Annotated in this window: 20 protein-coding genes; 14 read left to right on the forward strand and 6 right to left on the reverse strand. The window is 58.7% G+C overall.

Annotated elements, in window-relative coordinates; translation table 11 throughout:
* The first annotated feature begins 83 nt into the window (after positions 1–83).
* The 3 genes from JNX03_RS14825 to JNX03_RS14835 all read left to right on the forward strand — a co-directional run bounded on the left by JNX03_RS14825 (position 84) and on the right by JNX03_RS14835 (position 4,949).
* The gene (locus JNX03_RS14825) at positions 84–1,268 is read left to right on the forward strand and encodes an aminotransferase class I/II-fold pyridoxal phosphate-dependent enzyme (RefSeq protein WP_203209786.1); all 1,185 of its coding nucleotides are present in this window, start codon (positions 84–86) and stop codon (positions 1,266–1,268) included.
* A gap of 17 nt (positions 1,269–1,285) precedes the next feature.
* On the forward strand, positions 1,286–4,180 hold the full coding sequence (locus JNX03_RS14830) for a DNA translocase FtsK (RefSeq protein ID WP_203209787.1): 2,895 nt from the start codon (positions 1,286–1,288) through the stop codon (positions 4,178–4,180).
* Positions 4,181–4,340: 160 nt separating this feature from the next.
* Positions 4,341–4,949 (forward strand): LolA family protein, encoded by a 609-nt coding sequence (locus tag JNX03_RS14835; RefSeq protein ID WP_203209788.1) that lies wholly within the window; start codon positions 4,341–4,343, stop codon positions 4,947–4,949.
* Between the two features lie 34 nt (positions 4,950–4,983).
* Here JNX03_RS14835 and JNX03_RS14840 read toward each other — a convergent pair whose 3' ends face one another.
* The gene (locus JNX03_RS14840; RefSeq protein ID WP_203209789.1) at positions 4,984–5,574 is read right to left on the reverse strand and encodes a lytic transglycosylase; all 591 of its coding nucleotides are present in this window, start codon (positions 5,572–5,574) and stop codon (positions 4,984–4,986) included.
* Between the two features lie 73 nt (positions 5,575–5,647).
* A complete protein-coding gene (locus tag JNX03_RS14845; protein WP_203209790.1) occupies positions 5,648–6,529 on the reverse strand; it encodes an AEC family transporter in 882 nt (293 codons plus the stop codon).
* Positions 6,530–6,612: 83 nt separating this feature from the next.
* Between JNX03_RS14845 and hspQ the strand changes: the two genes are divergently transcribed.
* Positions 6,613–6,939, forward strand: a complete 327-nt coding sequence (gene hspQ, locus JNX03_RS14850) for a heat shock protein HspQ (RefSeq protein ID WP_025049429.1) — start codon at positions 6,613–6,615, stop codon at positions 6,937–6,939.
* 46 nt (positions 6,940–6,985) lie between these two features.
* On the opposite strand, the gene JNX03_RS14855 is transcribed toward hspQ, so the two are convergent.
* The 3 genes from JNX03_RS14855 to JNX03_RS14865 all read right to left on the reverse strand — a co-directional run bounded on the left by JNX03_RS14855 (position 6,986) and on the right by JNX03_RS14865 (position 9,705).
* Entirely contained in the window at positions 6,986–8,563 is a 1,578-nt protein-coding gene (locus JNX03_RS14855; RefSeq protein ID WP_203209791.1) for a gamma-glutamyltransferase family protein, read from the reverse strand.
* A gap of 316 nt (positions 8,564–8,879) precedes the next feature.
* Positions 8,880–9,374 (reverse strand): ATP-binding protein, encoded by a 495-nt coding sequence (locus tag JNX03_RS14860; RefSeq protein ID WP_231024176.1) that lies wholly within the window; start codon positions 9,372–9,374, stop codon positions 8,880–8,882.
* Positions 9,367–9,705, reverse strand: a complete 339-nt coding sequence (locus JNX03_RS14865; protein WP_203209792.1) for an STAS domain-containing protein — start codon at positions 9,703–9,705, stop codon at positions 9,367–9,369. Before JNX03_RS14865 ends, JNX03_RS14860 begins: the two co-directional genes overlap by 8 nt.
* 89 nt (positions 9,706–9,794) lie before the next feature.
* On the opposite strand from JNX03_RS14865, the gene JNX03_RS14870 reads away from it, so the two are divergent.
* The 9 genes from JNX03_RS14870 (at position 9,795) to rarD (ending at position 19,923) form a co-directional block, all read left to right on the forward strand.
* Positions 9,795–10,967 carry a thiolase family protein gene (locus JNX03_RS14870; RefSeq protein WP_203209793.1) on the forward strand — a complete coding sequence of 391 codons (1,173 nt, stop codon included), beginning with the start codon at positions 9,795–9,797 and terminating at the stop codon, positions 10,965–10,967.
* Positions 10,968–11,042: 75 nt separating this feature from the next.
* Positions 11,043–11,501, forward strand: coding sequence for a GAF domain-containing protein (locus tag JNX03_RS14875; RefSeq protein ID WP_203209794.1), 459 nt, complete (start codon positions 11,043–11,045; stop codon positions 11,499–11,501).
* Between the two features lie 77 nt (positions 11,502–11,578).
* Positions 11,579–12,151 carry a helix-turn-helix domain-containing protein gene (locus tag JNX03_RS14880; protein WP_203209795.1) on the forward strand — a complete coding sequence of 191 codons (573 nt, stop codon included), beginning with the start codon at positions 11,579–11,581 and terminating at the stop codon, positions 12,149–12,151.
* A gap of 3 nt (positions 12,152–12,154) precedes the next feature.
* Positions 12,155–12,775, forward strand: a complete 621-nt coding sequence (locus JNX03_RS14885) for a LysE family translocator (protein WP_203209796.1) — start codon at positions 12,155–12,157, stop codon at positions 12,773–12,775.
* Positions 12,775–13,167, forward strand: coding sequence for a GFA family protein (locus JNX03_RS14890; protein ID WP_203209797.1), 393 nt, complete (start codon positions 12,775–12,777; stop codon positions 13,165–13,167). The genes JNX03_RS14885 and JNX03_RS14890 overlap by 1 nt, the downstream gene beginning before the upstream one ends.
* A gap of 2 nt (positions 13,168–13,169) precedes the next feature.
* The gene (locus tag JNX03_RS14895; protein ID WP_203209798.1) at positions 13,170–15,617 is read left to right on the forward strand and encodes a GcvT family protein; all 2,448 of its coding nucleotides are present in this window, start codon (positions 13,170–13,172) and stop codon (positions 15,615–15,617) included.
* Complete coding sequence (locus tag JNX03_RS14900; RefSeq protein WP_203209799.1) at positions 15,614–16,495, forward strand: homocysteine S-methyltransferase family protein; 882 nt, start codon at positions 15,614–15,616, stop codon at positions 16,493–16,495. Before JNX03_RS14895 ends, JNX03_RS14900 begins: the two co-directional genes overlap by 4 nt.
* A gap of 11 nt (positions 16,496–16,506) precedes the next feature.
* Complete coding sequence (locus JNX03_RS14905) at positions 16,507–18,951, forward strand: GcvT family protein (RefSeq protein WP_203209800.1); 2,445 nt, start codon at positions 16,507–16,509, stop codon at positions 18,949–18,951.
* A 51-nt stretch (positions 18,952–19,002) separates the two neighbouring features.
* Entirely contained in the window at positions 19,003–19,923 is a 921-nt protein-coding gene (gene rarD / locus JNX03_RS14910) for an EamA family transporter RarD (protein WP_203209801.1), read from the forward strand.
* Here rarD and JNX03_RS14915 read toward each other — a convergent pair.
* Positions 19,920–20,330 carry a nuclear transport factor 2 family protein gene (locus tag JNX03_RS14915; RefSeq protein ID WP_203209802.1) on the reverse strand — a complete coding sequence of 137 codons (411 nt, stop codon included), beginning with the start codon at positions 20,328–20,330 and terminating at the stop codon, positions 19,920–19,922. The two genes, rarD and JNX03_RS14915, sit on opposite strands and share 4 nt — an antisense overlap.
* Positions 20,331–20,407: 77 nt before the next feature.
* Between JNX03_RS14915 and JNX03_RS14920 the strand changes: the two genes are divergently transcribed.
* Positions 20,408–21,055 (forward strand): RluA family pseudouridine synthase, encoded by a 648-nt coding sequence (locus JNX03_RS14920; RefSeq protein WP_203212262.1) that lies wholly within the window; start codon positions 20,408–20,410, stop codon positions 21,053–21,055.
* The last annotated feature ends 242 nt before the right edge of the window (positions 21,056–21,297 follow it).

Below are 21,297 nucleotides of genomic sequence, written 5' to 3' on the forward strand. Positions count from 1 at the left end.
TCCGGTAGTTCTGGACGTAATGGTGGGCCTTGGGTACTTTGAACAAAACGGGGCGTTAATGATCCCGACCTGAGGCAGTTTTGATGTTGTATCCTGAGCGGTTTTCGAACCTTCCGGCCCATGCGTGGCCGCGCCTGCGCGCCCTTCTGGACGTGCATCAAGGTGGTGGGCCGCTTATTCAAATGACCATCGGGGAACCCAAACACGCCTTTCCGGCGTGGGTTACAGATGTCATTTCGCAAAACGCTGCAGGGTTTAACCGCTATCCGCCCAACGATGGATCGCCAGAGTTGCGCGGTGCCATCACCGGCTGGATTGACCGGCGCTATGGCGTTGTCATGGACCCAGATACCGAAGTGATGGCCCTGAACGGCACGCGTGAGGGGCTTTACAACGCGGTCATGGCGGTTTGCCCCGAAACCAAGAATGGCGAGAAAACTGCCATCTTGATGCCGAACCCATTCTATCAGGTCTATATGATCGGTGCGATTTCTGGTGGTGCCGATCCGATCATGGTGCCCGCAACTGCGGAAACGGGGCATCTGCCGGACTATCACGCATTGCCCGAAGAAGTGCTGCGCCGGACCACGGCGGCCTACATTTGCTCACCCGCCAATCCACAGGGCGCTGTTGCGGATCGCGACTACTGGACCCGGCTGATTGATCTGGCCGAGACCTATGATTTCAAAATTCTAGCAGATGAATGCTACTCCGAGATCTATCGCGATACCCCGCCGACGGGCGCGATGGAGATGGTTCAGGCATTGGGCACTGACCGCAATCGCGTCGTGATTTTTCATTCGCTCAGCAAACGCTCCAATCTGCCGGGTTTGCGGTCCGGATTTGTGGCCAGCGGGCCAGACACGATCCGCGAGATCAAGCAGTTGCGCAACTATGCAGGCGCACCCTTGCCGCTGCCGCTGCAACAGGCCGCCGCCGCCGTCTGGAGCGATGAAGTGCATGTCGAAGAGAACCGCAGGCTCTATCAGGAAAAGTACCAACTGGCCGACCGCATTCTTGGCAATGTGCCGGGCTACGCCAGCCCGGACGCTGGTTTTTTCCTGTGGCTTCCGGTTGAGGACGACGAAAAAGCAGCGCTCAAGCTGTGGCGCGAGACCGGGGTGAAGGTGCTGCCAGGCGGTTATCTGGCACAAGACGTAAACGGGGAAAACCCGGGCAAGACATATATTCGGGTCGCCTTGGTGGCCCCAAAAGAAGAGACGGCACGCGGATTGGAATTGATCCGCGACTGCCTGTACTCGGCATAATTCGAGGGAACAGAGCAATGGCATATCAGACACGCGGGCGCGATCCTCTGCTGGACAGCAATATGGCTGAAGCGATTGAAAAACGCGGTAAGGAATTGTTGGGCCTTGGCCTGATCCTTCTGGGTATGATGGCTGTTCTGATGATCGGCAGCTACACGCCGGATGATCCAAACTGGATGGTGTCCACCGATGCGCCGGTGCAAAACTGGATGGGCCGTATGGGCGCGTCTATTGCTGCGCCTTTGTTCATGATTGTGGGCTGGGGGTCTTGGGGTCTTGCCGTTGTTCTGTTGGTTTGGGGCATCCGTTTTGCCCTGCACATCGGGCAGGAACGTGCGGTCAGCCGCCTGATTTTTGCGCCCATTGCCGTGGCGCTGGGTGCGATCTATGCCGCGACCCTCGCACCGGGCGAGGAATGGCTGCAAACCCACAGCTTTGGCCTTGGTGGCCTGTTTGGCGACACTGTCATGGGCGCGGTTCTGACGGTTCTGCCGATCGGGTCCAGTTTTACCGTGAAACTGATGTCGTTGTTGATGGGGGTGTCGATCCTGACGCTGGGCGCCTTCGTGCTGGGCTTTACCAAGGCTGAATTGCTGCGCATTGGCCGCTTTTTGTTGGTTGGCGTGATCATGGCCTATGCCATGTTGATGACCCTTTTGGGTCGCGGCGCAACCGGCGCTGTTCAGGCCGCACATCAGTTGCAGGCCCGCCATGCCGCACGCCGCGAACGCCTGAGAAAAGAGGCGGATGAGGCCGCCGCCTATGCCGCGATCCAAGAGCATATGGAGATGACCGCCCAAGCCCAGCGCCAGCCGCAAGCGCCGGCTGAGGAGAAGTCCGGCATCATGGCGCGTATGCCCACCCTGATCAAACGTCCCGAAACCATGCCCGAGCCAGAGTTGGTGGAGACCTACAGCGAAGCCGTCATCGACGAGGTGCCGGGCGAAGATCGGATAAAAACCAAGATTGCCGATGTCATTAAGAACCGCATGCGTAGCACCACCGCTTTGCACACACCAACAACCGCGCCTCTTACCAAAGGTCGGGGCAGGGGGCCTGATCCGCTTGTGCTGAACACCGCGCCTGTGGCCGAGCTGCCACCAGAGCCGCCGCTGACCGCTTCTTTGCGGGCCGAGCCGCCATTGACGGCCGCAGCCCAGCCGCAGATGCAGGTTCACGCGACTGTGGCGCCTGCACCCGAACCTCTTGTGGCTCAGGTTGCCGCTGATCCGCTGCCGCTTGAAAGCTCTACATTGGTCGAAGCACCTGCGCCCGCACCGGTCATTCCGGTCGCAGAGCCGCGCAAAGTGGTGCAGCAGCCCGCACGCAAAGTGGTGCAGCCGTCCAAACAAGCCAAAGCCGAAGCACAGCCCACGCTGACCTTCGAAGACACCCACCCCGGTTTCGAACTGCCGCCGCTGAGCCTGCTGGAAAACCCCGAACAGGTTCAACGCTTGCATCTGTCGGATGAAGCGCTCGAAGAAAATGCGCGGATGCTGGAGAACGTGTTGGATGACTACGGCGTCAAAGGCGAAATCGTCGCTGTGCGCCCCGGCCCGGTTGTCACCATGTATGAGCTGGAACCCGCGCCGGGCCTCAAGGCCTCTCGCGTCATTGGTTTGGCTGATGACATCGCCCGGTCCATGGCTGCCCTGTCGGCGCGTGTTTCTACCGTGCCCGGACGTTCGGTAATCGGTATCGAACTGCCCAACGAAAACCGCGAAAAGGTGGTTCTGCGCGAAATCCTCGCGGCACGCGATTTCGGCGACAGCAATATGCGCCTGCCGCTTGCATTGGGCAAAGATATCGGCGGTGACGCGGTTGTCGCGAATCTCGCCAAGATGCCCCACCTGCTGATCGCAGGGACCACCGGTTCCGGTAAATCGGTTGCGATCAACACCATGATCCTGAGCCTGCTTTACAAGCTGACGCCGGAAGAATGCCGGTTGATCATGATCGACCCCAAGATGCTGGAACTGTCGGTTTATGACGGTATTCCGCATTTGTTGTCGCCGGTTGTAACCGATCCGAAGAAGGCGGTTGTAGCCCTGAAATGGACCGTGGGCGAGATGGAAGAGCGCTATCGCAAGATGTCCAAAATGGGTGTGCGCAACATCGAAGGTTACAACGGCCGCGTCCGTGAAGCCTTGGCCAAGGGTGAAATGTTCAGCCGCACCGTTCAAACAGGATTTGACGAGGACACCGGCGAGCCGATCTTCGAGACCGAAGAGAACACACCCGAGGCGCTGCCCTATATCGTGGTGATCGTGGACGAGATGGCGGATCTGATGATGGTCGCGGGCAAAGAGATCGAAGCCTGCATCCAGCGTCTGGCGCAGATGGCGCGGGCCTCTGGCATTCACCTGATCATGGCAACACAGCGCCCCTCGGTCGACGTGATCACCGGTACGATCAAGGCGAACTTCCCCACGCGGATCTCGTTTCAGGTTACCTCCAAGATCGACAGCCGCACCATTTTGGGTGAAATGGGCGCCGAACAGCTTCTGGGCATGGGTGACATGCTTTACATGGCGGGCGGTGCCAAGATCACGCGCTGCCACGGTCCCTTTGTGAGCGACGAAGAGGTGGAGGAAATCGTCAATCACCTTAAGGCTTATGGCGAACCGGACTACATCTCTGGTGTGGTTGAAGGCCCGTCAGAAGACAACGAAAGCAACATTGATGCGGTGTTGGGCCTGGGCGGCAATACAGATGGCGAAGACGCCCTGTATGACACGGCGGTGCAAATCGTTATCAAAGACCGGAAATGCTCGACCTCCTACATCCAGCGGAAACTGGCGATTGGCTATAACAAAGCCGCACGTCTGGTGGAACAAATGGAAGATCAGGGGCTTGTGTCCCCCGCCAACCATGTCGGAAAACGCGAAATTCTGGTGCCAGAGCAGGGCTAAATCCCTCTTCACCGCCTCAGCACTGTTGAAAACCGCCGGCCCCTGTTCCGGCGGTTTTTCCATTGATGGGCCAAGTTTGCGCGGATTTTTGCGGGCTGATATCGCATAACCGCACAATGCGCCCTATGTGTAAGGCCAAGCAGTCAGACAGGAAGACATTATGCGTATTTTAACGATGGCCGCTGCAGTTACAGCGGCAGCACTTGTGATGGCCCCGGTTGCGGCCCTGGCGGAAAAGTTGCCGTTGGGTGAAATCTCTGCCTATCTGAACAAGTTGCAGACCGCCAAGGGCGAGTTCACGCAGATCAATGACGATGGGTCCATCAGCACCGGCACCATCTATATCAAACGCCCCGGCAAGGTGCGCTTTGAATACAATCCGCCGGAATCGGCCTTGGTGGTCGCGGGCAGCAACACGGTGGTGATTTACGATAAGAAATCCAACCAACCGGCGGAAAGTTATCCTCTGAGCCGCACACCTTTGTCGATCATCCTGGCACGTCAGGTCGATCTGGGACGGGCAAAGATGGTCACCGGACACCGGTTTGACGGCACGGCCACCGTGGTCAAGGCGCAAGACCCTGAAAGCCCAGGCTATGGCAATATCGAGCTGAAGTTTACCTCCAATCCGATTGAGTTGCGCCAATGGGTGATCAATGACAGCGGCGGCGGGCAGACCACCGTTGTGCTGGGCGATCTGCAAAAGGGCGTGAGCCTGCCAAACAATCTGTTTGATGTCGGCGCCGCACAATCCGCGCCAAAACGGTAATGAAACCCCTGCCCACACGGGGCAGGGATAACAATCAGAACCGGCGCAACCGGCAGCTGGAGATTTGTTCGCGGTACATGGCAGATCGGGCGTCAACCTTGCCTGCCACGGCCACCAGCCATGCTTTCCTGTTGTAGGTCTGGCGGGAAAACCCGGTGTGGCCTTCATGATAGGCCAGATATTGGTTGCGAGCGTCCGTGAGGGGAATGCCATTCCGGTCTTTGCTTTGGGTCATGTACCAGCCCATAAAATCGCTGGCGTCGCGAATGCGGTCCCGCTTGGCCGTACGCCGGTTTTCGGCACGGCGATATTCATCCCAAGTCGCATCCAACGCCTGGCTATAGCCATAGGCGCTGGACTGGCGACCCATCGGAATCACGCCAAGCACATATTTGAACGGTGTGCGCGCATCGGCGACAAATTTGCTTTCCTGATAGATCGTCGCCATCTGGACGTGGATCGGCACGCCCCATTTCCGCTCAACCTTGCGGAAGGCTTTGTAGTATTCGGGGCGCTGCTTGAGGATCGTGCAGGCGTTATCCAGATCCCGCGGGGCAGAAGACTGCCCACCGCCACAGGATGCCACCAACAGCACAATAATCAACGCGCGAAGAGTTTTGCTCATCTGCCTCTCGCTTTTTCGTTTTTATATTTTGCCGCAGTTTATCAGATTCTATGCGGGCGTCACATCACAATTTTCACAGCAAAAGCGCCAAGAGTAGCGGCAATGCGCCGATCGACATCAGGGTGGACGCAACGACCAGCCCCGCAACGGCTTGCGAATCTGCCCCGTACTTCTCGGCCAGCAGATAGGACGTAACTGCGACCGGCGTTGCGACCTGCAAAACCAGCACGCCAAAGGCGGTTTTGTCCAAGGCAAACCACCGCCCGGCGATCCAGGCGATCCCCACGCACAGCAGCAGCTTCACAAACGAAAGCACAATCGCCTGACCCATCCCCGCGGGCGAGAGCCGTGCGACTGCCACGCCCAAAGTGATCAACATCAAAGGGATCGCCATCTGCCCCACAAGGCTCAGGGTATTGGTCAGAAACACCGGTGTTTGCCACCCCTGCCACAGGAAAAGCGCGCCCAGCAATGTGGCCCAGACCAAAGGCTCGCGCAGCACTTTGCCAAATGATCCCGCCCCCGCAACAAGCCAGATCCCAAAGGTGAATGACCAGATTGCCATGATCGCAAAAACCACCACCGCATAGCTGAGACCGGTTTCACCAAAGGCAAACAACGCCAGCGGCAGACCCAGATTTCCGGTATTCCCAAAAATCAGCGGTGCGGTAAACGTGCGTCTGTTCAAACCCAACGCCAGCACAAGCACCACCGCCGCAGCTGACACTGCCCCGTAGGCCACCACAGTTGCCAGCGAAAGCGAGGTCAGGGCCGCCGGATCAATCTTCGTGTTCATCAGCGAAACAAAAATCAGGCAGGGCACGGCCAAGGTCATCGCCATTTGGGTCACAAACTGAATGCGGTATTCTAGCCCGACCTTGACCCAGACAAACCCAATCCCAGCCAGTAAAAATACCGGTGCGACGATCTCAAGCACTGTGAGGGTGAGGTTCAACAGTCTGTTTCCTTCAATTGCCGCTGCGTGATTGGACAAAAGCCACTTGAAACGCTACCTAACGAGAGGTAGGGCCTGCAGTTATGCTTCGAACACGCGCTAAATATCACCTTGGGCAAATCGTCCGCCACAAGAAACATCCCTTCCGAGGGGTGATTTTTGATGTCGATCCGGAATTTGCCAATACCGATGAATGGTACGAAGCCATCCCGGAAGAAAGCCGGCCGGTCAAAGACCAGCCGTTCTATCACCTTTTGGCCGAAAACGATCAAAGCTACTATGTGGCTTATGTATCGGAGCAGAACCTGGTTGCCGATTATTCGGGCGAACCTGTGGATCACCCCGACATCCCCGATCTGTTTGGCCCGTTTACCGATGGGGCCTATCCGCTTCATTTCCAGTTGAACTAAAGACGTCGATTTTCGCCGCCTGGGTTTTTGCAACGGGCCGCGTGCCTCAGTACCCCAGTGCACATCCGTCTTTCCGCGGATCACTGGCCCCTTCCAACACGCCATCCGGGCGCAGGCGGATCGATTGCGCCCCGCCAATAGCGGTATCCGTAATTGCTACCTGATGCCCCAAATCGGTCAGCGACTGGCGCACAGCCTCTGAATAGCCGCGTTCAATCTTTAGCACGCCACCATCTGCAAAGGCCCGCGGCGCATCAATGGCAGACTGCATATCCATTTCGAAGTCCTGCAGGTTGGACACAAATCGCGCGTGGCCGCATGGCTGATAGGCCCCGCCCATCACGCCAAAGGGCATGATCACCTTGCCGTTTTCACGGATCATCCCCGGAATGATCGTATGCATGGGGCGCTTGCCACCTTTCAGCTCATTGGGGTGGCCCTCTTCTAGGGTAAACCCGGCCCCCCGGTTTTGCAGAAGAATACCAAATTTGTCAGAGGCAATACCCGATCCAAAGCCGTGAAAGATCGAATAAATCATCGAAACGGCCATACCATCGCGGTCTACCACGGTGATATAGACGGTATCTTTATGCACCTGCTCTGTCAGTGGGGCTGCAGCTGGCATGGCCTTCTTGGGATCAATCAATGCCGCCAGCCGCTGCGCCGTTTCCGGGGCCAGCATGTGATCGAGCCGAGTTGTATGATCCGGATCGGCCAGAAACCGGTTGCGGGCGTCATAGGCCAGCTTGCTCGCCTCCGCCTCAATATGAACGCGCTGCGCGCCAAGCGGATCCATCGCCGCAATGTCAAACTGCGCGAGGATATTCAGCAGCAACAGCGCCGTTGCGCCCTGTCCATTTGGCGGATGTTCAATAACATCAATGCCCTTGTAGGACGCTTCAACCGGGACCGCTTGGTCGCTGGCCGCGGCGGCGAAATCCTCTGCGGTGTGAGCGCCGCCTTGGGCCGTCAGCGCGGCAATCATATCTTCGGCAATCTCGCCGGTGTAAAACGCATCGCGGCCCGATTTCGCGACGCGGCGCAGCACCTCTGCCTGACCGGGCGCGCGGAAGATATCGCCGGTTTTCAGGGCGCTGCCATTCTTGAGGTAGTGATTTCGGGCGCTGCCCTTTAGCTTTTCAGTCTCTAAAGCCCAATCAAACGCAACGCGCGGCGCAACGGGGACACCCTCATCCGCGTAGTGAATGCTTGGCGCCAGAAGTGTATCAAGCCCCAGTTTCCCAATCCGTTCGGACAACCCGCAAAACGCATCCATCGCCGTTGGAATTGTCACCGCATCGGCAGAGTAAAGTGGCACGGCGGTGTCACCCCGCGCCCGCAATGCCGCTGCATCAAGGGCCGCTGGCGCCCGGCCAGATCCGTTCAGCGCAATCACTTCATCCGACCCGGTTTCTGAATAGAGGACAAAACAATCCCCGCCGATCCCGGTCATTTGCGGCTCACAAATGCCCAACAAGATCGCCCCGGCAATCGCTGCATCCATCGCATTGCCGCCACGTTCCAGAATGTCGATAGCGGTTTTTGCGGCCAAAGGGTGCGAGGTTGCGCACATGCCATTGCTGGCAAACACAGGGGACCGTCCGGGAAAGTGAAAGTCACGCATTGATGGCTCCGTCAGTTTGATTTGATCGGAACCTAGCCCGCGAGTGCAGGGCTGCCAATGATATAGGGAAAAGATCCTCGGCGCCGCGCATTGGGTGGGGGCTATAAAGCGCGCCGCCGAGGGAAGCCTTGTGAAGCTACAAATCCAGATATGCCCCCAGACAACGGCGCAATTATGATCAGATCACGGCACTTGTGGGAAACATCAGGGCAGCTTTGAGGCATGGTAAACGGTATGAGCTTGCAGGGACTGCACAACCGAAATGCCCCGCAAGCGAGATCGCTGGCAGGGCTTTCAAAAACGAAGGAAATGGAGGTTAAACCTCGGCGTGCAAAGCCACGGCCAATCGCAGGTCAAGCTGGTTGGTGTGTCCAACCCGCCGATACCGGATGTCCTTTGCCAGATCCTGTATCAGGAACCACCCAAAACCGCCCTCCGGCATGTCAGGGGTATCCACGTTGATATCTTGGGCCATCCCGATCGGTGTCTTGCCATCCGGCATGGCCATCCCGCGATCCACAATCCGAAGGTGGAGCCCATCACGAAGTTGTTTGCACCGGATATGAATGGCCTCTTTGCGCTTGCGGTCTGCATAGGCATGTTCAACAATGTTGTTCAATGCCTCGGCCATCACCAACTCGACCGTACCGGCCTCTTCTACATCCAGAGCGAGTGGCCCCAATCCCGCCAGCAACGCACTGAGCGCTCCACGCACGTCGGATTGTTGGCTGTCGAGCGACACTTCAAACGGCGGCAAATATCCCAAGGTCAAAGCTCCTGTGTCAGCGACCGGCATGTCCTGCTTATGCATGGTGAACCGCCAGAGCATCATCAAGGGTGGCAAACAATTGGAAAACACTGTCCATCCGGGTCAGGGTAAAGACCCGCTCAACCGGGGCGGTCAGCCCGGCCAGAACCAGCTGTCGGTCTGGCGCAAGGTGTTTCATGGTTGCGACAATTGCGCCCAGCCCGCTGCTGTCAATGAACTGCACCTGTGCCAGGTTGAGGATCACCATTGCGCCTGATCCAACGGTATTGCGCCGCATGGCGTCTTTAAAGGCAAGCGCGACAACCGCATCAATGCGATCCTCCTGAACCGTCACGACACATCTGTCCCCTTCAATCTTCGTGGAAACTTTCATAAGTAAAACCCTGAGACCCGAGCGTTGCATCAAGGCATAGCGGTAAATCCTTACCAACTGATGATCAGACGCCAAGCAAGGAGAACGTGATGCGAAATGTTGTAATTGCGGGCGCGGCCCGTACGCCCATGGGCGGATTTCAGGGTGCATTTGAAGGCATGACAGCCGCCGAGTTGGGCGGTCACGCCATCAAGGCCGCGTTGGACGGCGCGGGCCCCGCGCAGGTTGAAGAGGTGCTCATGGGCTGCGTTCTGCCCGCCGGTCAGGGGCAAGCGCCTGCGCGGCAGGCCGGTTTTGCCGCTGGTCTGGGCGAAGAGGTGCCTGCCACAACCCTGAACAAGATGTGCGGCTCCGGCATGAAGGCCGCAATGATCGCATTTGATCAGGTCGCCCTTGGCCATACGGATGTCATGGTCGCAGGCGGCATGGAGAGCATGACAAATGCGCCTTACGTTCTGCCTAAAATGCGCGGTGGTGCGCGGCTCGGTCATGGCCAGGTGATTGACCACATGTTCCTCGACGGGCTCGAAGATGCCTATGACAAGGGCCGCCTGATGGGCACCTTTGCCGAAGATTGCGCCGAGGCATTCCAGTTCACGCGTGAAACCCAGGACGAATATGCGCTTGCCTCGTTGTCTCGGGCGCTCGAAGCGCAAAACAGCGGTGCGTTCGAGCACGAGATCGCCCCGCTTGAGGTCCGTTCGCGCAAAGGCACCACAACCGTTTCAGCCGATGAGCAACCCGCCAGCGCGCGCCCCGAAAAGATCCCGCAGCTCAAACCAGCCTTCCGCGAAGGTGGCACGGTCACAGCTGCCAATTCCTCCTCAATCTCTGACGGCGCTGCCGCGCTGATCTTGGCCTCAGAAGAGGCCGCCAAGGCGCAAGGCCTGACCATCCGCGCCCGCATTATGGGCCATGCCAGCCATGCCCAGGCGCCAGGTTTGTTTACCACCGCACCGGTGCCCGCCGCGCAAAAGCTGCTGGACCGAATCGGCTGGTCAAAAGAGGATGTCGATCTGTGGGAAGTGAACGAAGCCTTTGCCGTTGTGCCACTGGCCTTCATGCATGAGATGGATCTCAGCCATGACATCGTGAACGTCAACGGCGGCGCATGTGCCCTGGGGCACCCCATCGGCGCCTCTGGTGCGCGGATCATGGTAACGCTGCTCAACGCCCTCGAAAAACGCAATCTCAAGCGGGGCATCGCGGCCATCTGCATCGGTGGCGGCGAAGGAACTGCCATTGCAATCGAACGGGTCTGAACCCTTTTTGGCCTAAAATACTCACGGGGGTCCGGGGGCAGTCAGCCCCCGGTCGCCGTTTCAAGGGCACACATCATGACTGTCGATTACCCAACCCTCGCCAAAACCCTTGCCGCCCTCACAGAGGGGGAAACGGACACTGTTGCTTTGATGGCGACCGTGGCTTGCGAGGTGCATCATGCGGATGATCGCTTTGACTGGACCGGCTTTTACCGCGTCACAGGTCCAGAAATGCTCAAGATCGGGCCGTACCAAGGTGGCCACGGATGCCTGACGATCCCGTTCTCGCGCGGGGTCTGCGGCGCGGCGGCGCGGGAACAGGCGGTGCAACTGGTCGCGGATGTGGATGCTTTCCCTGGCCACATCGCCTGTGCCTCTTCCACCCGGTCTGAACTTGTTTTGCCGGTGTTTGATGGCAAAGGCCGCCTGATCGCGGTGTTTGATATCGACAGCGACCAACCTGCGGCGTTTACGGACGGGGATGCAGAGGCCCTGACAAGGATCCTCAGCGCAGTTTTTGCGCGGGCAGAATAATCGCGTGAAATAAATCTGGATTTTTTCACACGACTCAGGCATCGTGAAATTCGAGTTAGAATTTTCACGGACCTGACATGCAACACAGCACCCCGGACAGACCAGACACTTTGGGCGCCGATCTGCGTGCCCTGCGCAAAAGCCGGGGCTTGACGCTGACCGATATGGCCGATGCGCTGGGCCGGTCCGTCGGCTGGCTCAGCCAGGTTGAACGGGACATCTCAGAGCCTTCCATCACCGATCTACGTCATATCGCGGCGGCGCTGGATGTTTCCGTGTCCATGCTGTTCCGCCACGAGGCCGCCCCTGCCCATGAGGCAGGCTTTGTCGTGCGCAAAGATGCCCGCCGGACCATTGGTGCCTACACCGCCGGATTGGTTGAAGAACTTCTCTCCCCCGATCTGACTGATGATTTCGAGATGGTGCATTCCACCTTTCAGCCGCACAGCCGCATCACCGAAGAGGTCACCCGCCAGACGCAAGAGGTGGGTTATTTGCTGTCCGGTAAATTGGAGATCGAAATCAGCGGCACCACCCATTTGATCCACCCCGGTGACAGTTTCCGCATCCGGGGCGAACCATTTCGCTGGTCCAATCCCTTTGACGCACCTGCCGTGGCGATCTGGGTCATCGCCCCGCCGGAGTATTGACGTATGAGCTTTGAGGCCTGGATCGTATTCGCGCTGTTCTGGTTGGTCTTTGTCACCACGCCGGGCCCAAATGCCGTCAACTGCATCAGCAACGGCATGACTCTGGGTTTCCGCCGCAGCCTGATTGGTGTGCTCGCCATCCTCACACAGGCCACGCTCTTCCTGATCTTGTCCGCTTTGGGCGTCACCGCATTGATCACGGCATCACCGCTGGCCTTCACGGTGGCCAAGCTGATCGGCGCGGGCTTTCTGATTTATCTCGGCGTGCGCGGCTGGCTGAATGCCAGCAAGCCGGTGCCAGAGATCACACGGCCCGCACGGTCGATCTATTTGCGAGCCTTTGCGATCGCCACCATCAACCCCAAAAGCGTGGCAGGCTACCTCGCGGCCTTTTCCCAGTTTGTCCAACCAGATGTTCCGATCTGGGACCAGATGGTGGTGATCATGCCTACCGCGCTGACGCTCACCGCGCTCAGCTACACAACCTTTACCGCGCTTGGCGCTGGGCTGGGCCGTGCGGCGATGGGGGCGGTGTTCAACATTTGGGTGCGCCGGGTCATGGCGGTCTGTTTTATAATCTACGGCACCCTTCTGGGCAGTGCCGTTACACCGGGGAGGGCGTGATGCCAGATCAAAGCAACATTCTGAAGGGCAGCTGCAACTGCGGCGCAGTCACCTTTACCGTACGCGATGGCGGGCAAAGCGTATCGGCCTGTCACTGCGGCCAATGCCGCAAGCAATCGGGCAACTACTGGGCCTCCGGCTATGCGCCCCGGTCAAACTTCGACATCACTGGCGAAGTGCGTTGGTTCGATTTGACCAAAACCGCCACCCGCGGCTTTTGCCCCGCTTGCGGCTGTTTCCTGTTCTGGAAAGCCCACGATGAAGACGGAATGAGCTTTTCATTGGGTGCCATTGACGGTCCGACCGGGCTGACGCTGCAAAAACACATCTTCGTCGCGGACAAGGGTGATTATTACGAGATCGCGGACGGCGTGCCGCAAAGGGAGCAATAAAGATGAGCAACTTTCCATCAACGGCCCGCGTGGTCATCATCGGCGGCGGCGTTGTCGGTGTGTCGTCGCTGTACCATCTGGCCAAGGCCGGCTGGACCGATTGTGTCCTGCTGGAAAAGAACGAACTGACAGCAGGCTCCACTTGGCACGCGGCGGGCAATTGCCCCAACTTCTCGACCTCCTGGGCGATCATGAACATGCAGCGCTACTCGCTGGGTCTTTATGCAGGGCTGGAAAAAGAGGTGGATTACCCGATGAATTATCACGTCACCGGCTCCATCCGGCTGGCGCATAGCAAAGAGCGGATGCAGGAATTTGAACGCGCTCGGTCCATGGGTAATTACCAAGGTCTCGACCTTGAAATGATGGCCGTGTCAGACATGAAAGACCGCTATCCCTTCATTGAAACTCATGATCTTGAAGGGGGGCTGTGGGATCCGGCAGATGGTGACATTGATCCAGCGCAGTTGACTCAGGCCCTGGCCAAAGGGGCACGGGAAATGGGCGCACGGATCGAACGCTTCTGCCCTGCAACGGGCGTGACCCGCGAGGGATCCGAATGGATTGTGCACACGGACAAGGGCGATATCCGCTGTGAATATGTGGTGAATGCCGCTGGCTACTATGCACAGCGGGTGGCTGAGTGGTTCAAGCCCTATGGCGGGCGCACCTTGCCGATGACCGTGATGAGCCACCAGTATTTCCTGACCGAAGAGATCCCCGAACTGGCTGCCTGGACCAAGGAAAATGGCCGCAAGGTGCCTCTGCTGCGGGACGTGGACACCTCCTACTACCTGCGTCAGGACAAGAATGGTCTCAACCTCGGCCCCTATGAACGGAACTGCAAGGCCCATTGGGTCACGCCGCAAGACCCCATGCCCGAGGATTTCTCGTTCCAACTTTATCCCGACGATCTGGAGCGTCTGGAGTGGTACATCGAAGACGCCATGGCGCGGGTGCCGATCCTGGGCACCGCCGGTGTGGGGCGCGTGATCAACGGGCCGATCCCCTATGCTCCAGACGGCTTGCCGCTGATCGGACCAATGCCGGGCGTGCCAAATGCGTTTGAGGCTTGCGTGTTCACCTTTGGGATCACCCAGGGTGGCGGCGCGGGCAAGGTGCTCGCTGAATGGATCACCGAAGGACAGACTGAGTGGGACATGTGGGCAGTCGATCCGCGCCGCTACACCGATTACACGGATCAGGACTATTGCGACCAGAAGGCGATGGAAACCTATGGTCACGAATACGCCATGCACTTCCCGCATCATGTCTGGCCTGCGGGACGTGACCGCAAGCTGTCTCCGGTCCATGACAAAATCCTCGCGGCAGGTGGGCAGATGGGCACTTTCAACGGCTGGGAACGCGCCAACTGGTTTGCCAAACCGGGTGATGACACCTCTGAGCAAAGCACCCAGACATGGGATCGCAACGGCCCATGGGCGCTGCGCGTCAAAGAAGAGGTCGAGGCAGTGCGCGATGGTGTGGGCGTTCTGGATCTGCCGGGTTTTTCCCGTTTCAATTTGTCGGGTGACGGCGCTGCCGAATGGCTGCGCGGGCGGATCACCGGCGGATTGCCCAAAGTGGGGCGTATGAACCTGGCCTATTTTGGCGACAATCGCGGGCGCATCCTGACCGAAATGTCGATCCTGCGGCACGGCGAGGATCACTTTACCCTGATCACTGCTGCCACAGCGCAATGGCATGACTTTGACGTGCTGCGCCCGGCGCGGGATGCAGGGTTGACCCTGACGGATCACACCACCGAATACTCAACACTGATCGTCACCGGCCCGCAAAGCCGTGCGCTGTTTGAAGCGTTGGAGACCAAGGCGGACCTGTCCTTGGGTTGGTTGACCCATCAAGCGGCCGAAGTGGCAGGCACGCCATGCGCATTGGCGCGAGTCAGCTTTGCTGGCGAATTGGGTTGGGAAATTCACGCCGCAAATGCCGACATTCCCGCGCTTTATGATGCGGTGATCGGCGCAGGTGCGAAACCCTTTGGGATGTTCGCGTTGAATTCCATGCGGATCGAAAAAGGCTACCGCGCCTGGAAGGGGGATCTGTCCACCGACTACACCTTGTTGGAAGGGGGGCTCGACCGCTTTGTCAAACTCGACAAACCGCAGGATTTCCCCGGCAAGGCCGCGATGCAGCTGGAAAAACAGTCTGGCAGCAAGAAACGCTTTGTCATCATGACCGTCGATGCAGGTGATCAGGACGCGCCCTATATGTCGACTGTCTGGCATGATGGCGCGGTTGTGGGCGAGACCACATCAGGCGATTGGGGCTACCGCGTGAACAGCTCAATTGCGCTGGGCATGTTGCGGGCCGATCTGGCGGTGCCCGGCACAGAGGTCGAGATCGATATCTTTGGCAAGATGTGCAAAGCCACGGTGCAACCCGATCAGCCGCTTTGGGATCCTCAAAACGAACGCATCCGGGCATGAGCGCGATCACGCTTCTGGATGGCGGCATGGGCCAAGAACTGGTGCACCGCGCCGGGGACAGGCCAACGCCTTTGTGGTCCACACAGGTGATGGTGGATCACCCCGGATTGGTGGCCGAAGTCCACGGTGATTATGCAGATGCCGGGGCCTCGGTGGCCACCACCAACAGCTATGCAATTCACCGGGACCGTCTGCTGGGGACGCCTCTCGAAGATCAATTGGCCGAACTGTTGGCGCTTGCGCTCAAAGAGGCACAGAACAGCGGCTCTGCACGCATCGCGGGGGCGATTGGGCCGCTGGTTGCCTCTTACAGGCCGGATTTGCATCCGGACCCTGACACGGCGACACCGGCCTATGCCGAAATCGCCCAGGCCTTGGCGCCGGGATGCGATCTCATTCTGGCAGAAACCGTTGCCTCGGTGGACCATGCCCGCTCCGTTCTGGCAGGGGCGCTGAGTGCTGGCAAACCTGTCTGGATCGCGATGACGGTGGATGATCAAGACGGCACCCGCCTGCGCTCGGGAGAGCATCTGGCAGAGGCGGTTGCGGCGGTGGCCGATCATGCGGATGCCGTGCTCGTCAATTGCTCCGCTCCTGAGGCCGTGCCTGCGGCGCTGCCTATTCTGGCCGCATCTGCCCGCCCTTTTGGAGCCTATGCCAATGGGTTTGAAAAGATCGCCGAAGGTTTTCTAACGGCAAAGCCGACGGTTGATGCGCTGACCTCCAGACGCGACTTGACCCCTGCGGCCTATGCCGAGCTCGTTTTGCGCTGGATGGATCAGGGTGCCACCATCGTTGGTGGCTGCTGCGAGGTTGGCCCCAAGCATATCAAAGAAATTCACCGTCGCTTGTTGGCGGCAGATTATACCATCATTTGAAGGGTTCATCCATGGCCATCCCCCCCTCACACGCCCGCGTTGTCATCATCGGTGGCGGCGTCATCGGTTGTTCCGTTGCCTACCACCTGACCAAGCTGGGGTGGAAAGATGTTGTTCTGCTGGAGCGCAAACAACTGACCTCTGGCACCACTTGGCATGCGGCCGGTCTGATTGCGCAATTGCGGGCCACCGCCAATATGACCAAGCTGGCGAAGTATTCGCAGGAACTCTACGGCAATCTGGAAACCGAAACAGGTGTGGCCACTGGCTTCAAACGCTGCGGGTCGATCACCGTGGCCCTGACCGAAGAGCGCCGCGAAGAAATTTACCGCCAGGCGGCGATGGCCCGTGCCTTTGGCGTTGATGTTGAGGAAATCAGCCCCGAAGAGGTGCTGGAAAAATACGAGCATCTGAACATCGAAGGTGTCACCGGAGCGGTTTATCTGGACAAGGACGGGCAGGGCGATCCTGCCAATATCGCGCTTGCGATGGCCAAGGGCGCACGACAAGGCGGCGCACAGGTGCTGGAACGCACCCGCGCCACCGGCGTCACCCGCGAGGGACGGCGGATCACCGGCGTGGATTGGGCACAGGGCGAGGAAAGCGGCCATATCGCCTGCGACATGGTGGTGAATTGCGGCGGCATGTGGGGGCATGAGGTTGGCCGGATGCTGGGCGTGAACGTGCCACTTCAGGCCTGCGAGCATTTCTATATCGTGACCGAAGCCATCGAAGGGCTGAAACAACTGCCGGTTCTGCGGGTGCCGGACGAATGCGCCTATTACAAAGAAGATGCAGGCAAGATTTTGCTTGGCGCATTTGAACCCAACGCCAAACCTTGGGCGTTGGATGGTATTCCGGCGGACTTTGAATTTGACCAACTGCCCGAAGATTTTGACCACTTCGAGCCTATCCTCGAACACGCGGTGAACCGGATGCCGATGCTGGCAGAGGCCGGCATTCACACATTCTTCAACGGCCCCGAGAGCTTTACCCCGGACGACGCCTATCACCTTGGCCTCGCGCCGGAGATGGACAATGTCTGGGTCGCGGCGGGCTTTAACTCCATTGGTATCCAATCGGCTGGCGGCGCTGGCATGGCATTGGCGCAATGGATGCACGACGGCGAGAAACCCTTTGATCTGGGCGATGTCGACATCAGCCGCATGCAGCCTTTCCAAGGCAACAAGACCTATCTGGCCGAACGGTCCAAGGAAACTCTGGGCCTGCTCTATGCCGATCACTATCCCTTCCGGCAAAAGGCCACAGCGCGCGGGGTGCGCCGCACCCCATTCCATCAGCACCTCAAGGATCTCGGCGCCGTTATGGGCGAACTGGCGGGATGGGAACGCGCCAACTGGTTTGCGGTTCCGGGGCAGACACCGGAATATGAATACAGCTGGAAGCGGCAGAACTTCTTTGACAATGTCCGCGCCGAACATATGGCCGTACGTGAGAACGTCGGCATGTACGACATGTCATCCTTTGGCAAAATCCGCGTTGAGGGCCGCGACGCCTGCGCCTTTATGAACCACATCGGCGGCGGGCAATACGACGTGCCTGTGGGCAAAATTGTCTACACCCAATTTCTGAACCAACGTGGCGGAATCGAGGCGGATGTGACCGTCACGCGCCTGTCCGAAACCGCCTATCTGGTGGTGACACCTGCGGCAACGCGTCTGGCTGATGAAACATGGATGCGCCGCCATCAGGGTGCGTTCAACGTGGTCATCACGGATGTCACGGCGGGTGAGGGTGTTCTTGCCGTGATGGGGCCAAACGCCCGCAAACTGCTGCAAGCCGTCTCGCCCGATGATTTCAGCAATGCAGTCAATCCTTTTGGCACCGCGCAAGAGATCGAGATCGGGATGGGCCTCGCCCGCGTGCACCGCGTGACTTACGTAGGTGAACTGGGCTGGGAGATCTACGTCAGTGCCGATCAATCGGCACATGTGTTTGAAACGCTCGCAGAGGCTGGCGCGGACATGGATCTGAAACTCTGCGGAATGCATATGATGGACAGTTGCCGCATCGAAAAGGGCTTTCGCCACTTTGGCCATGACATCACCGCAGAAGATCATGTATTGGAGGCGGGCCTCGGCTTTGCCGTGAAAACCGACAAGCCTGACTTTATCGGCCGCGATGCGGTGCTGCGCAAAAAGGAAACCGGGCTGGACGCGCGGATGGTGCAGTTCCGATTGACCGATCCTGAACCACTGCTCTACCACAATGAACCGGTGCTGCGGGACGGCGAGATTGTCGGCTATCTGTCCTCGGGGTCATATGGCCATGCATTGGGCGGAGCGATTGGCCTTGGCTATGTGCCGTGTAAAGGGGAAAGTGCGGCAGATGTACTGGCCTCGTCCTACGAAATCGACGTGGCAGGCACCCGCGTCAAGGCAGATGTATCGCTGAAACCGATGTATGATCCCGCCTCTGAACGGGTCAAAGTTTAGGGGTGGTCGCCCTCCACAATCGCGGTTACGCATGACGCCGGAGGATCCGCCATGCGTAACCCAGACAGCTTGCCCCCCACCAAAAACGAAGACACACCGCTAGGTCTGGCTTATGCGCTGGGAGCCTATGTGTTCTGGGGCTTCCTACCCCTATACATGAAACTGCTCTCGCATATTCCTGCGGCTGAAGTGGTGGTGCACCGGATCATCTGGTCACTGCCGATTGCTGCGGTGGTGTTGATCATCTTGCGCCGCACCGACGCCCTGCGAGAGGCGCTGCGCACGCCGCGTATGTTGGCCATGGGCTGTGTGACGGCGGCGCTGATCTCGATCAATTGGGGGATCTATGTCTGGGCGATCACTTCGGGCAACACTCTTGAGGCGGCGTTGGGCTATTACATCAACCCGTTGTTCAGCATTTTTCTTGCGTCGGTCCTGCTGGGGGAACGTCTGAGCAAGGCACAGATGCTTGCCATCGCCCTGGCAGCGGGTGCGGTGCTGGTCCTGACACTGGACGCCGGTCGTATGCCTTGGGTTGCGCTGGCGCTGACCGTGTCCTGGGGGTTCTACGCACTGGCCAAGAAAAGCCTGCCTATCGGCCCCAATCAGGGATTCTTGCTTGAAGTGCTGATCCTGATTGTCCCGGCGCTCGGCTATCTTGGGTATCTCACTGCAACGGCCCAATCGCATTTCAGCCTCAGCCTGACCCGCGACACCTGGCTTTTGCTCGGTTGCGGCGCGGTGACAGCGGTGCCGTTGATGATCTATGCCAACGGCGCCAAACTGCTGCGCCTCTCGACGATCGGCATCTTGCAATATATTGCGCCCACGATGATTTTCCTCGTCGCGGTCTTTGTCTTCAAAGAACCCTTTGGTCAGGCGCGTATGGTTGCCTTTCCCATGATTTGGGCGGCATTGGTGATCTATTCAGGCTCAATGTTGCGCCAGATGCGCAAACCGCAACAAGGTTAAGACAGCGCCTCGCGCAGCTTGAGAAACCGCGGGTCGGTCGCAACGCGCTTGTTCATCGCCTCCCGCAGAGCGCCGACAGTTTTGTGGGGCCGCATCACCACCTCAAGCTGCTGCATTTCGCCAGCCTCGTTCAAGGTCATCAGATCCAGCCCGACACAATCCAAGCCATCGATCTTGCACTCAAACTCAAGGATCCAATAATCGTCCTCACCCAGCACGCGGCGATAGCGGAAATCCTCGAACACCTCGCCGACATGCCCCAACACCGCTGAGACCGCCTCGCGACCGTGCCATGTCGCCCAATAGGTCGGCGGCATGAAGCGGATGTCATCTGCCATCAGATCCGACACCCCCTCATGATTGCCTTCAAGCACCATATCGTGAAACTTTTGCACTGTGGGATGCATCTCAATTCTCCTTTGTTTGGCAAAGACTGGCATGAGGTGGGTTGAAAACCCACCCTACATCTGTGATCGAACGGCCTATGGACGTTACGTATTCCCCGCCCCAAGACCCGCTTGTGATTTTGCACGAAGATGCAGAGGTGCTGTTGGTCGATAAACCCGCCGGTTTGCTGAGCGTGCCGGGCAAAGGCGAACATCTGGCCGATTGCCTGCTCTCGCGGGTGCAGGCCGCCTTTCCCGATGCCTTGCTGGTGCACCGTCTGGACCGCGACACATCCGGCGTCATGATCTTTGCCCTGACGCCCTATGCCCAACGCCACCTTGGCTTGCAGTTTGAAAAACGCATGACCCGTAAAACCTATGTGGCGCGGGTCTGGGGCGTACCGGCGGAAAAGTCGGGGACTATTGATTTGCCCCTGATCGTCGACTGGCCGAACCGGCCGCTTCAAATGGTATGCCATGACACGGGCAAACCGGCGCAGACAGACTGGCGTGTGATCAAAGACGAGGGCACGACGGCCCGTGTGCGCCTGATGCCCAAGACTGGTCGCAGCCACCAGCTGCGTGTGCATATGCTGGCGCTGGGACATCCGATCTTGGGGGATCCGTTTTATGCAAGCGGCCCCGCGTTGGAGTTTCCGCGCCTGATGCTTCATTCGGAAGAGTTGCGCTTCAATCATCCGCAGGGTGGCCGATCCGTGAAAATCCGGGCGAAGGCACCGTTCTGAGAGGGCGGGATTGAGTTTTTCTTGCCAAATGAAGCAAAGGGCCATCACCCCGTCCAGACCGGTGCGCCCGGCCGAACGGGGCTTCACTTGGCACACGGGGTCGCTCTCCAGCTACCCGCGCGACACAACGTTAGCCGCGCAAGGTAAACGAAGTGTAAAGCGCTACTCTTGGCTTCATTTGGCAAGAAAAACTCAATCCTGCGGGTTCTGTCGGGCGCGGCCAGTTGAAAAGAAAAGAGGCC

The sequence above is a fragment of the Sulfitobacter mediterraneus genome, assembly GCF_016801775.1.
In the GTDB taxonomy this organism is placed as follows: Bacteria; Pseudomonadota; Alphaproteobacteria; order Rhodobacterales; family Rhodobacteraceae; genus Sulfitobacter; species Sulfitobacter mediterraneus_A.